The sequence below is a fragment of the Coriobacteriaceae bacterium genome, from assembly GCA_025992855.1.
Classification (GTDB): Bacteria; Actinomycetota; Coriobacteriia; order Coriobacteriales; family Coriobacteriaceae; genus Collinsella.
On the sequence record DAJPGB010000001.1, the window covers coordinates 1,247,316 to 1,259,185 of the forward strand.

The following is an 11,870-nucleotide window of genomic DNA, read 5'->3' on the forward strand; positions in this document are numbered from 1 at the left end:
GGGCGGAGCATGAAAAACCGTACGGTTTTGCTTTATATGACGTTCGTTTTTCTGTCGAACTTCAGCACCATTTTGTATTTTCTGACGGTTTACCTTGAATTCGTCGGATTCTCGATAGTGGCGATTTCTAGCATGATGATTGCATATCAAGTGAGCAAGTTCATCCTCGAAGTTCCCACTGGCTATATTGCTGATAGGTTTGGACGAAAGACAAGCGGTCTCGTTGGCGTCGTGGGGATGCTTGGATACTACGCTGCCCTGCTTCTCGTCCGTTTCCCTCTGCTTTTAATCGGTGCGTTCGCTCTCAAAGGTTTTGCCGTTGCATGTCTGAGCGGATCCATAGAAGCGATTTACATTGACAGCGTCTCTCAGGACCAGCTCGTAAGACTTAATGTCGTTGAGCGATTTGTTTTCTATGCCTCTTATGCCATCTCCGCTTGCGTGGGTGGTTTCATTTCGTCTGTCGGTGCATATCTCATTGGTCTTTCGGCAGATATCATCGCAATGGTGTTGACGTTGGTTGTCGTTGTCTGCATTCCTGAGATGCGAAGAGGGGGCACTGCGGGGGCACCTGAGCGTGGAATTAGCCCGAAGATGATCGGTGCCGCTATTGCGTGTAATGGCATTCTTCGTTCAGCGTTCATCATGGACTGTTCTCAGGCATTTGCTTTTGTCGCCCTGGAAGACTTTTTCTCACTGCTGCTTGCGGGCCGCGGAATGAATTCCGTCGCTTCGGGTGTGACCATTGCGGTCCAGCTCCTTGCCTCGGCCTCCATGGGGCTTATTGTGCCCAGTGTGATTGCTCATGTCGACAAGGGCCGTTTTGCGCGTATTTGCGGCATCATTCGCTTAGTATTGACAGCTTTGTTTTTGATCCCCCTTACTCCGGCTAATTTGCTGCCCGTGTTCTATGTGCTGCAGACGGTTGCGTACTCGTTGTTTGCCCCAATCAAATACTCAGTTTTCCAAAATGCTGCCGACTCATTGATGCGCTGTTCACTGATTTCGGTTCAAAGCCAGATGGTAGCGGTAGGTGCTGTTCTTTTCTATCTGCTCAACGCTGTGTTGAGTAGCGTTGCGGGCATTCGAGTCGTATTGCTTGTTGCGCTCGGGATTTCTTCCCTGGTGTATATCCCCGCGCTATTTCGTCTTACAAGTCAAAGGCCATGAGTATTTAGGCACCGATAACTTATATATCAACGCAACAATAAACCTGAGCGCGAGGGCGTTTGGGTTTATTATTGAAGCGTATGTAACCTGGCGGCGCCACACCGCCTGTTAGTAGGGAGACACATGAACGTTCTGGTCGTCAACGCAGGATCTTCGACCCTTAAGTATCAGGTCATCGATACCAAGTCCCACAAGGTGTCCGCAAAGGGCTCCTGCGAGCGCGTCTGCTTTACCGGCGGTACCTTCACCCACGCTGCCAACGGTTCCAAGAAGGTGACCGAGAACATCGAGTTCCCCGACCACAAGGTCGCCATCGAGGTCGTCCTGAAGGACCTCGAGGCCAACGGCGTCAAGATCGAGGGCATCGGCCATCGTATCGTTCAGGGTGGTTGGTACTTTGGCGACTCCTCCCTCGTCGACGAGGACGTCCTCGCCAAGATCCGCGAGGTCGCCCCGCTGGCACCGCTCCACAACAACCCCGAGGCCAACGTTATCGAGTTCTGCCTGGAGCAGTATCCCGACCTGCCTAACGTCACGGTCTACGACACCGCCTTCCACTTCAACATGCCCGAGGTCGCCAAGACCTACGCCCTGCCCAAGGACGTTTGCGACAAGCTTCACATTCGTAAGTACGGCGCCCACGGTACCAGCTACCGCTACATCTCCAAGAAGGTCGCCGAGATGACCAACGGCGAGGCCCGCAAGGTTGTCGTGTGCCACATCGGTTCCGGCGCTTCCTTGTGCGCCATCGAGGACGGCAAGTGCATGGACACCACCATGGGCCTCACCCCGCTCGACGGCGTCATGATGGGCACCCGCTGCGGCTCCATTGACCCGGCTACCGTGTGCTACCTGCAGCGCGAGGGTGGCTACACCTTCGACGAGGTCGACGAGATGATGAACAAGAAGTCCGGTCTTTTGGCTGTGACCGGCGGCAAGACCAACGACTGCCGCAACGTCGAGGAGCTCGCCGCCGCTGGCGACCCCGAGGCTCAGCTCGCCTTCGACATGTTCGTCTACAAGATTGCCGCCAAGGCTGCCGAGATGGCCACTTCCATGTGCGGCATGGACACGCTAGTCTTCACCGCCGGCATCGGTGAGCATGCTCCGGCCGTTCGCGCCGGCGTTGCCGACCGTCTGGCCTTTATGGGCGTCAAGATGGACCATGCCCGTAACGCCCTGCGTGGCGACGGCGCTTGGTGCCTGTCTGCCAAGGATTCCAAGGTCAAGATCTTTGTCATCCCCACGGACGAGGAGTTCATGATCGCTTCCGACGTCGAGCGCATCGTCAACGGCAAGTAATTGCAAGAGGGGAGGGGCTGGACGACCAAGTGCCGTTCAGCCCCTCTTTTGCGCTCGTTGGGCGATATGCCTGATAGTTATTTATTAAGTTGTGATAACTTCTTATTAACATGCGGCCGCCTTAAGGGGTCTGCGTCGACCGTATTGCACTGCAAAGGAGTCTCATGAACGTACTTGTTGTCAACGCCGGCAGCTCAAGCCTTAAATATCAGCTTTTGGATACCGATACCCGCGAGGTTTTCGCCAAGGGCAACTGCGAACGTATCGGTTCGGACATGGGCATCTTTGGCCACTCCGAGAACGGTGGCGCCAAGCAGACCGAGGAGGTCCCTTTCCCCGATCGTCGCTCTGCTATCGCTCGCGTGCTCGAGGAGCTCGAGAAGACCGACTTTACGATTGATGGCATTGGCCATCGTATCGTTCAGGGCGGCTGGCACTTCGATGATTCCGCGGTCGTCGACGATGAGGTCATGGCTAAGATCCTTGAGGTGGCCCCGCTCGCTCCGCTGCACAATTACGGCGAGGCCGCGGCAATCGAATATTGCCGCGAGAAGTATCCGGAGCTGCCCAACGTGGCCGTCTTCGACACCTCGTTCCACATGACCATGCCCGAGGTCGCCTACGCCTACGCGCTGCCCAAGGACGTGTGCGACAAGTACCACGTGCGCAAGTACGGCGCACACGGTACGAGCCACCGCTACGAGTGGATGATGGCCAAGGAGATCCTGGGCTCGCGCTGCCACCGTCTGCTTTCGTGCCATCTGGGCAACGGTGCTTCGCTTGCCGCCATTGAGGACGGCGTGTGCCGCGATACCACGATGGGCCTCACGCCGCTTGACGGCCTGATGATGGGCACCCGTTGTGGTTCCATTGACCCGGCCACCGTGTGCTACCTGCAGCGCGAGGGCGGCTACAGCTACCAGGAAGTCGACGACATGATGAACAAGCAGTCCGGCCTGCTTGCCATTTCGGGCATCTCCAACGACGCCCGCGACATCCGCACGCGCGCCTCCGAGGGAGATGAGCGCTGCCTGCTCGCCTTCGATATGTTTGCCTACAAGGCTATGCAGCAGGCCGGCTCCATGATCGCCTCCATGGCGGGCGTGGATACCATCACCTTTACCGCCGGCATCGGCGAGAACGACTGGTCGATTCGCAAGGCCTTCTGCGACTGCTTTGAGTGGCTGGGCGTACGCATCGACAACAATAAGAACCGCGAGGCCGTGGGCAACGGCCCGCAGGTCATCAGTGCCGCCGGTTCCGCCGTCACGGTCATGGTCATCCCTACCGACGAGGAATACATGATCGCCCGCGACGTCGAGCGCCTGACCAAGAACAACTAACGCGCGCATTTGCAAGTAAACGAAAGGCCTCCAGAGCAACAGCTCCGGAGGCCTTTTTACTATCAGGCGGAAATCCCATCCCATTCCGAGCTCAGAGTGGGACACACTTTCCCAATGAAGTTCTAACGGAAACCGCATCCCACAATCAGGCAAAATTCCGTCCCGCAGTTTCCCAAACAGGCCCCAAACGAAAACCGCATCCCAGAATCCGCCTCCAAACCGGGACAAACTTTCCGGTTGAACAGTCGCAGACCACACAAGCCATTTCAAATCCAAAGTGACCATATCCGCAACGCCCACGCTCTCAACAACGGCACCCAACCATTCAGATTTACAGCCCCAGCTCGTAGCCAAGCCGCCGTCCACCCCAGATTCCCTGAGCATCACGTAGCGGCAGGGCCCCTACAGGGTAAAGCTCTGAAAACATCCCGCAGGACGGAGGAAGCCCCCGCCGCACGTAGTGCGCAGCGGGGGCTCCCGACATGTCCGAGGACGTTTTCAGAGCTTTACCCTGTAGGGGCCCGAAGGGATACGTCCGCTACTCAGCCATCTGAGCCTGGACGGCGGTGATGGCCACGACACCCACGATGTCGTCGGCAGAGCAGCCGCGCGAAAGGTCGTTGACCGGCTTGGCGATGCCCTGCAGGATGGGGCCGTAGGCGTCGGCGCCGGCGAAGCGCTGGACCAGCTTGTAGCCGATGTTGCCGGCCTCGAGGTCGGGGAATACGAGCACGTTGGCCTTGCCGGCGACAGAGGAGCCGGGAGCCTTGAGCTGGGCGACGGTGGGGACGATAGCGGCGTCGAGCTGCAGGTCGCCGTCGATGGCGAGCTCGGGAGCCTTCTCCTTGCAGAACTTCACGGCCTCTTGGACCTTCTTGGCGACCTCGCCGCCAGCGGAGCCCATGGTGGAGTAGGAGAGCATGGCCACGTGCGGCTCAACGTTGCCCATGAAGGTGGACCAGGAGTGAGCGGAGGCGATGGCGATCTCGGAGAGCTCGTCGGAGGACGGGTTGATGTTGAGGCCACAGTCGGCGAAGATCAGCGTGCCGTCGGTGCCGAACTGCGGGGTGTCGGTGCACATCACGAAGAAGGCCGAGACCAGCTTGGTGCCCGGGGCGGTCTTGAGGATCTGAAGCGCGGGGCGCAGGGTGTCGGCGGTGGAGTGGCAGGCGCCGGAGACCAGGCCGTCGGCGTCGCCCATCTTGACCATCATGGTGCCAAAGTAGGTGGCGTCCATCACCTGGGCGCGAGCCTGCTCGATGGTAACGCCCTTCTTGGCGCGGAGCTCGGCAAACTTCTGCGCGTACTCCTCGTGCTTCTCGGCGTTGCGCGGGTCGATGACGGTGGCGCCGGGAACATCGATCTCGTCGGGGTTGCCCAGGATGACGAGCTTTGCCAGGCCCTCCTCGATGATTTTGTTTGCCGCGACGATGGTACGCGGATCCTCGCCCTCGGGCAGGACGATCGTCTTAAGGTCGGCCTTGGCGGCAGACTTCATACGGTTAAGGAAATCGCTCATGTTACTCCTTACAAGCGTTTAACTAAGCTCCAGGCGCCCGGCTGTTCACGAATAAACCCGCTGCTAGCGGGTTTACCTTTCAATAATGTACGCCGCGGTGCTTGAGCTTTCCTTGTGTGGCAAGCTCATTATAGGACGCATTAGCGCTATAATCGCTCTGATAAATATGTCTCGACGTATGTTCGAGAAAAAGCCCAGTTAAAAAGCGTGTGGCTTTTGACAAGGAGTATCGATGCAGATTACCTCAGGCCTGCCTGAAGGCTTTAATGCCGGTGCGTACGACATGATCGTTGTCGGCGCCGGTTATGCCGGTGCCGTTTGCGCCCGCCGTCTTGCCGAAACCATCGGCTATCGTGTTGCCGTTTTGGAGCGCCGTAGCCACATTGCGGGCAATGCCTTCGACTGCACTGACGAGGCGGGAATCCTGGTCCACGAGTATGGTCCGCACATCTACCATACCTTTAACGAGCGCGTCCACAATTTCCTGTCGCGCTTTACCAAGTGGACGGACTACCAGCACAAGGTGCTCGCCAACATCAACGGTACCCTTATGCCCGTGCCCTTTAACCATGCGAGCCTCAAGCTCGCCTTTGGCGATGAGCGCGGCGAGGAACTGTACCAAAAGCTCGTGGAGACCTTTGGCAAGGACGTCAAGGTGCCCATCATGGAGCTGCGCAAGAAGAACGACCCGGATCTTGCCGAGGTCGCCGATTACGTCTATGAGAACGTCTTTTTGCATTACACCATGAAGCAGTGGGGCCAGACGCCCGATCAGATCGACCCTTCGATCACCGGCCGCGTCCCCGTCTTTGTGGGCGATGACGATCGCTACTTCCCGCAGGCTCCTTTCCAGGGCATGCCGCAGGACGGCTATACCGCGCTGTTCGAGCATATGCTCGATCACGATCTGATCGACGTATTCTGCGACGTGGACGCCCGCGACCTCTTCGAGATCGACGAGACTACCGTCAAGATCGACGGCAAGGTCTATGGCGGCGAGATCGTCTACACCGGTCCACTCGACGAACTGTTCAACCTCGATCTGGGCGCGCTGCCGTACCGCACGCTCGACATGAAGTTCGAGACGCTCGATATGGATCAGTTCCAGCCCGTGGGCACCGTCAACTACACCACGAGCGAGGACTATACGCGCATTACCGAGTTCAAGAACATGACTGGTCAGGTCCTGCCCGGCAAGACCACCATCATGAAGGAGTACTCCAAGGCCTATACGCCCGGCTCGGGCGAGACGCCGTACTACGCTATCCTGGAGCCCGAGAACCGTGAGCTCTACGAGCGCTATCTTGAGCGTGTCCAGAACCTGACGAACTTCCACCCGGTGGGTCGTCTGGCCGAGTATCGTTACTACGATATGGACGCCGTGACCAATTCTGCCCTCGATCTTTCGGATGAGATTATCGCCTGCCATGCATAAAGTCATAACATTCGGTATTCCCTCGTATAACGCCGCCAAGGACATGGACCATTGCATCACTTCCATCTTGGAGGGGAGCAATTACGCCACCGATATCGAGATTATTGTGGTGAACGACGGCTCCAAGGACGAGACGGCCGCCAAGGCCGACGAGTGGGAGGCCCGTTATCCTGGAATCATCCGCGCGGTTCACCAGGAGAACGGCGGCCACGGTATTGCCGTCCTTTCGGGTCTGCGTGAGGCGCAGGGCACCTACTACAAGGTTGTCGACTCGGACGACTGGCTCGACGGTGCGGCGCTTTCGACCATGCTGTCGATTCTGCGTGGCTTTGAGGAGCGCGACCAGCGCGTCGACCTGTTTATCTCGAACTACGTGTACGAGAAGGTTTACGAGGGCACGCATACCGCTATTGGCTACAAGTTTGCCCTGCCGCGCAAAAAGATTTTCTCTTGGGACCAGATCGGACACTTCCGTCCCGATCAGAACCTGCTCATGCACAGTCTGTGCTATCGCACCGATGTGCTGCGCGAGTCCAATCTGCCTATGCCGGCACACACGTTCTACGTGGATAATATCTACGCATACGTGCCGCTGCCGCGCTGCAAGACCATGTACTACGCCGACATCGACCTCTATCGCTACTTTATCGGTCGCGAGGGCCAGAGCGTCAATGAGGCCACGATGGTCAAGCGCCTGGGTCAGCAGTTCCGCGTAACGCGCATCATGATGGAATCGTTCCACCTGTACCAGGACGTTGAGTCCTCGCGTCTGCGTTCGTACATGATGGGCTACTTCACCATGATGATGGCGATTTGCTCGGTACTCACCAAGCTTTCCGAGGAAGATTGTGCCGATGAGCGTCTGAAGACGCTGTGGAAGGACCTGAAGGAGTACGACGAGCGCATGTATCGTCGCGCTCGCTACGGCGTGGTCGGATTCTTTACCAACCTGCGTGGACGGGCCGGAGACAAAACCACACTCGGCCTATACCATCTTGCCTCAAAGATCTTCAAATTCAACTAGTGCAGAAACGCTCGGGTAACGGGGACCCCTGGCCCTTAACTTGCTACTTCGAACAGTCCTGCGCAAGACGGAGGCGCCACTGGCGCCTCCTTTGCGTGCGGAACTCGTATCAAGTTAAGGGCCAGGGGTCCTCTGCTATGTCTCGCTTTATGTCAGATAGTCGAATTTGAAGATCTTCGACGCGCGGTACAAAGGTGCCTGGGCTGAAAAGAAATAGGTCGGAAGTCGGTCGGAGGCGGGCGGGCGTTACGTTTGTCGCGAGTTCCGCATGCAAAGAAGGCCACTTAATGTGGCCTTCGTCTTGCATAGGACTGTAGAGCAGCAAACGTAACGCCCGCCCGCCTCCGACCGACGGTCGAGTGAGGCTACTTCGCGGCGCCGGGGATGCCGTGGGAGGTTTTGGCGGTTTTGGCTCCGTTTACGATGGCGGTCTGTAGGGCCCTTACGGCGAGCATGCCCAACAGGTCCAAGGGAACGGCGGCGCTTGTCTGAGCGTCTAGTTTGCCGCTGGCGAGGGTGTAGATGGTGTCGCCGTCGTTGGTGGTGTGCGTGGGGCGAATGGCGTGCGCGTAGGCATCTGCGGCCATTTGGGACACCTTGGTGGCCTGAGCCTTGGTGAGCTCAACGTTGGTGACGATGCAGCTGATGGTGGTGTTGGTGCGGTCGAGCGGCATTTGCATGGAGCCGGCGGCGGCAAAGGCTGCGAGCTCCATGTCGACGATCTGGTCGCTATCTGCTGCAGCGCGCATGCCAGCGACCCATTCACCGGTGAAAGGGTCGACGACATTGCCACAGGCGTTGACCGAAACCACGGCGCCTACCTTAACAGGACCGAGTGCCACGGCGGCAGCGCCTAGGCCGGCCTTCATGCAGGTGGCGGGGCCCATGAGCTTGCCCACGGTGGCACCGGTGCCGGCACCTACATTGCCCTGCTCGAGCATGGTGGGGGTGTTGTCGAGCGCCTCGCGCACGGCGGAGATGCCAGCCTCAATGTCGGGGCGTACGGTGGGGTCGCCAAACGCGAGGTCGAAGATGCAGCTAGAGCACACGATGGGCACCTGAGTGGGGCCGACGGGAAGGCCGATGCCGCGGCTCTCGAGCTCGCGGGCGACGCCGCTTGCGGCCTCCAGACCAAAGGCCGATCCACCCGAAAGGCAGACGGCGTGGACCTTGTCCACGGTGTTCTCGGGACGCAGCAGGTCGGTCTCGCGCGATGCCGGTGCACCGCCGCGAACGTCAACACCGCCGGTGGCGCCCTCGGGTGCCACGATTACGGTGCAACCGGTGCCGGCCTCCTCGTCCGTATAGTTGCCAAAGCAAAAGCCATCGACATCGCAAACGTCAATGGCCTCAAGCAGTGTATCCATGTTTTACTCCTATCGGTTTTCCGCTGGGCCTTATGCCCGGTCGGGATCCGTACGGTACGCCGAAATTGTAGGCGCTGGGGGATACCCAGCGCCAGATGCAATTACGATAGTTTTTGAATCGCGCGTGCGACGCGTGCGATGGGCAGGCCCACCACGTTGTAGAAGTCGCCCGAAATATCATGCACGAGCATGCGCCCGCCTGTGCCCTGGATGCCGTAGGCGCCTGCCTTGTCCATGGGCTCGCCCGAGGCGACGTAGCGCTCAATCTGCTCGTCGGTGAGCTCATAGAACGTCACGTCGGTCACATCGACAAACGACAGGCTCTCGGCGGCGTGCGGGGCTGTTACGTCTCCGGCTCTAACGATGCAGGCGCCGGTTGCGACCTGGTGCGTGCGCCCCGAGAGCTCGTGGAGCATGGTGCGGGCTTCGTCCTCGTTTGCCGGCTTGCCCAAAAGCTTGCCATCGAAGGTGACGATGGTGTCGGCCGCGATGGTCAACTCATTGGGCTCGGCGTGCTCGGTGGCAACGGCGGCAGCCTTAGCGCGAGCTAAGCGCTCGACAAGCGTAAGCGGGGTTTCGTCATCAAAAGGAGTCTCGTCGATGTCAGCGGGAATGACGCGGATGTCGTAGCCCGCTTCGCGCATCAACTCGATGCGGCGCGGTGATTGCGAAGCCAAAATCATAGCTGAATGCCCTCGGCAACCTTCTCGACAGCCTTGTCGCCGGCGAGCGTACGCAGCAACTCAAGCGCAAAGGGGAGCGACTGGGCCATACCGCTGGCGGTGATGATGTTGCCGTCGTGCGTGACCTTGTCGCCGGTATAGGCGCCCTCGGGGAAGCTCTTCTCAAAGCCGGGGAAGCACGTGGCGTGGCGTCCCTCGAGTAGGTCAAGCTCGCCCAGGATAAACGGGGCGGCGCAGATGGCGGCAACATGCTTGGTCGCGGCGAACTCGCAGACTACGTCGCAGACGCGCTGGTCGGCGCGCAGGTTGGTGGCGCCGGGCAGACCGCCGGGCAGCACGACGCAGTCGTACTCGTCAAAGTTAATCTCGTCAAAGAGTGCGTCGCAAGTTACGGGAATCTGCAACGAGCTTACGACCTCGCGCGTGGGCATGATCGAGACGAGCGTGGCACGCACACCGCCGCGACGCATGACATCGACCATGGTCAAGCATTCAATAGTTTCAAAGCCATCGGCGGCGAGAACGGCAACGCTGGGCATGAGGGTTCCTTTCATAGGCGGCATACAATTAGCCGTCTTATACCCCGAAGACCTCCGCTTGCCACGCTCGATTTCCCAATGATTTTTCTGAGCAATGATTAAGTGGCTAGTTGCGCCTGAGGTGGACGACGGTCTCGCAGTGGAAGGTTTGTGGGAACAGGTCGACTGGCGTGATCTTTACGGGGGAGAAGGTGCTTTCTTCGACAAAGCGTTTGAGATCGCGCGCCAGGGTGGCCGGGTCGCAGCTCACGTAGGCGACATCGCGAGCACTCGTGCTGGCGATAAGGTCGATCGCCTCGGGGGCGAGGCCTGCGCGCGGCGGGTCGACCACCAAGACGTCGGCATCCTGGTCGGGGAACTCGCGCACCGCGTCTCCGCCAATGACGTCGACGTTATCAAGCTTGTTGATTTCCAGGTTACGGCGCAGGTCGCGCACGGCGGGGCCGTAGGCCTCGACGGCGGCGACAAAGTCGCAGCGGCGGGCGAGCGGCAGGGTAAAGGTGCCGGCACCACAGTACAGGTCCACGGCAAGCTCGTCTTCCTGCGGGTCGAGCGCTTCCATGACAAGCTCGATCAAAATCTCGGCACCCTTGGTGTTGACCTGGAAAAAAGACGGGGCAGACAAGCGCATCTGGCCGTCAGCGATATTCTCGGTCCATGAGCCCTCTCCGGCGAGCATTTCGACCTTGGAGACACGGCGGGCCTTCTTTTCACCCTTGCTCATCACGCGCACGATGCTCGTGGGATGAGCGGCGTCCGCCAGCACGCGGGAGACCTGCGAGCGCGGAAAAGAGCCCGTGGGCGTCCAGAGTGCGACCTCGAGTGCCTTGGTGCGGCGCGATGCGCGAATGCCCACGCGTTCGAGCCCCAAGTCATGGCTGCCGCTTAGATAGTTGAGTGCGCCGACGACCGATTTGAGCGCCTTCGGGAAGCGCTTATCGAACAGCGGGCACGTATCGACGGTCACGATTTTGCTGGGGTCGACACCGTGCATGCCAAGGCGCACGCGACCGTTGACGACGGTCGGTTCGAGCTCGATTTTATTGCGGTAGCCCCAGTCGTCCTTGGTGTGGCGGATGGGCTGTATCAGCTCATCGACCTGCTCAGGAGCGAACTTGCCGATGCGCTCGAGCGTGGAGCGCAGGTTTTGCTCCTTGGCGGCGAGCTGTGCCGTGCGTGAGAGATTGCCCCACGAGCAGCCGCCGCAGATGCCCACGAAGGGGCAGGGAGGCTGAATGCGATCGGGGCTTGGCTCCAGAATCTCGGTGGTGCGGGCACGCATGAACGACTTGCCGTCCTGTACGACCTCGGCCTCGACGGTGTCGCCTGCCACGGCGCCCTGCACAAAGACGGCCTTGCCGTTGTCGGCATGTGCCAGCCCGTCGGCGCCGTAGGTCATCGATTCTATAGTGAGCTTCATATCCCTGCCTGTCATTCGCGTTGTTATTCGCACCATGGTAGCAGGGAAAAGCGCCCCGCATCTGAGGC

10 protein-coding genes are annotated in these 11,870 nt (G+C 59.4%); 5 read left to right on the forward strand and 5 right to left on the reverse strand.

All coding sequences use genetic code 11. The features are described from left to right. Positions 1–9 precede the first annotated feature (9 nt). The 3 genes from OIL88_05235 (at position 10) to OIL88_05245 (ending at position 3,815) form a co-directional block, all read left to right on the forward strand. Positions 10–1,170, forward strand: coding sequence for an MFS transporter (locus OIL88_05235; protein ID HJI71770.1), 1,161 nt, complete (start codon positions 10–12; stop codon positions 1,168–1,170). Between the two features lie 123 nt (positions 1,171–1,293). Next, positions 1,294–2,472: an acetate kinase gene (locus OIL88_05240; protein HJI71771.1), complete on the forward strand. Its 1,179-nt coding sequence runs from the start codon at positions 1,294–1,296 to the stop codon at positions 2,470–2,472. Between the two features lie 164 nt (positions 2,473–2,636). Beyond that, positions 2,637–3,815, forward strand: coding sequence for an acetate kinase (locus OIL88_05245; GenBank protein HJI71772.1), 1,179 nt, complete (start codon positions 2,637–2,639; stop codon positions 3,813–3,815). 538 nt (positions 3,816–4,353) lie between these two features. Here OIL88_05245 and pta read toward each other — a convergent pair. Further along, on the reverse strand, positions 4,354–5,334 hold the full coding sequence (pta, locus tag OIL88_05250) for a phosphate acetyltransferase (protein ID HJI71773.1): 981 nt from the start codon (positions 5,332–5,334) through the stop codon (positions 4,354–4,356). Positions 5,335–5,566: 232 nt separating this feature from the next. Between pta and glf the strand changes: the two genes are divergently transcribed. After that, a complete protein-coding gene (gene glf, locus OIL88_05255) occupies positions 5,567–6,769 on the forward strand; it encodes a UDP-galactopyranose mutase (GenBank protein ID HJI71774.1) in 1,203 nt (400 codons plus the stop codon). Further along, entirely contained in the window at positions 6,762–7,793 is a 1,032-nt protein-coding gene (locus OIL88_05260) for a glycosyltransferase (protein ID HJI71775.1), read from the forward strand. The genes glf and OIL88_05260 overlap by 8 nt, the downstream gene beginning before the upstream one ends. A 365-nt stretch (positions 7,794–8,158) precedes the next feature. Here the strand turns inward: OIL88_05260 and OIL88_05265 are convergent, their stop codons facing one another. From OIL88_05265 to rlmD, 4 genes are all read right to left on the reverse strand, one after another. Further along, on the reverse strand, positions 8,159–9,160 hold the full coding sequence (locus OIL88_05265; GenBank protein HJI71776.1) for a P1 family peptidase: 1,002 nt from the start codon (positions 9,158–9,160) through the stop codon (positions 8,159–8,161). A 101-nt stretch (positions 9,161–9,261) separates the two neighbouring features. Continuing rightward, positions 9,262–9,843, reverse strand: a complete 582-nt coding sequence (locus OIL88_05270; protein HJI71777.1) for a Maf family protein — start codon at positions 9,841–9,843, stop codon at positions 9,262–9,264. Beyond that, positions 9,840–10,382 (reverse strand): DJ-1/PfpI family protein, encoded by a 543-nt coding sequence (locus OIL88_05275; GenBank protein HJI71778.1) that lies wholly within the window; start codon positions 10,380–10,382, stop codon positions 9,840–9,842. Before OIL88_05275 ends, OIL88_05270 begins: the two co-directional genes overlap by 4 nt. A 106-nt stretch (positions 10,383–10,488) precedes the next feature. Continuing rightward, entirely contained in the window at positions 10,489–11,817 is a 1,329-nt protein-coding gene (gene rlmD / locus OIL88_05280) for a 23S rRNA (uracil(1939)-C(5))-methyltransferase RlmD (protein HJI71779.1), read from the reverse strand. Between the last annotated feature and the right edge of the window lie 53 nt (positions 11,818–11,870).

Coding starts and splice junctions, on each gene's coding strand:
- OIL88_05235 (HJI71770.1), top strand. CDS start 10: ATGAAAAACCGTACGGTTTTGCTTTATATGACGTTCGTTTTTCTGTCG.
- OIL88_05240 (HJI71771.1), top strand. CDS start 1,294: ATGAACGTTCTGGTCGTCAACGCAGGATCTTCGACCCTTAAGTATCAG.
- OIL88_05245 (HJI71772.1), top strand. CDS start 2,637: ATGAACGTACTTGTTGTCAACGCCGGCAGCTCAAGCCTTAAATATCAG.
- pta (HJI71773.1), bottom strand. CDS start 5,334: ATGAGCGATTTCCTTAACCGTATGAAGTCTGCCGCCAAGGCCGACCTT.
- glf (HJI71774.1), top strand. CDS start 5,567: ATGCAGATTACCTCAGGCCTGCCTGAAGGCTTTAATGCCGGTGCGTAC.
- OIL88_05260 (HJI71775.1), top strand. CDS start 6,762: ATGCATAAAGTCATAACATTCGGTATTCCCTCGTATAACGCCGCCAAG.
- OIL88_05265 (HJI71776.1), bottom strand. CDS start 9,160: ATGGATACACTGCTTGAGGCCATTGACGTTTGCGATGTCGATGGCTTT.
- OIL88_05270 (HJI71777.1), bottom strand. CDS start 9,843: ATGATTTTGGCTTCGCAATCACCGCGCCGCATCGAGTTGATGCGCGAA.
- OIL88_05275 (HJI71778.1), bottom strand. CDS start 10,382: ATGCCCAGCGTTGCCGTTCTCGCCGCCGATGGCTTTGAAACTATTGAA.
- rlmD (HJI71779.1), bottom strand. CDS start 11,817: ATGACAGGCAGGGATATGAAGCTCACTATAGAATCGATGACCTACGGC.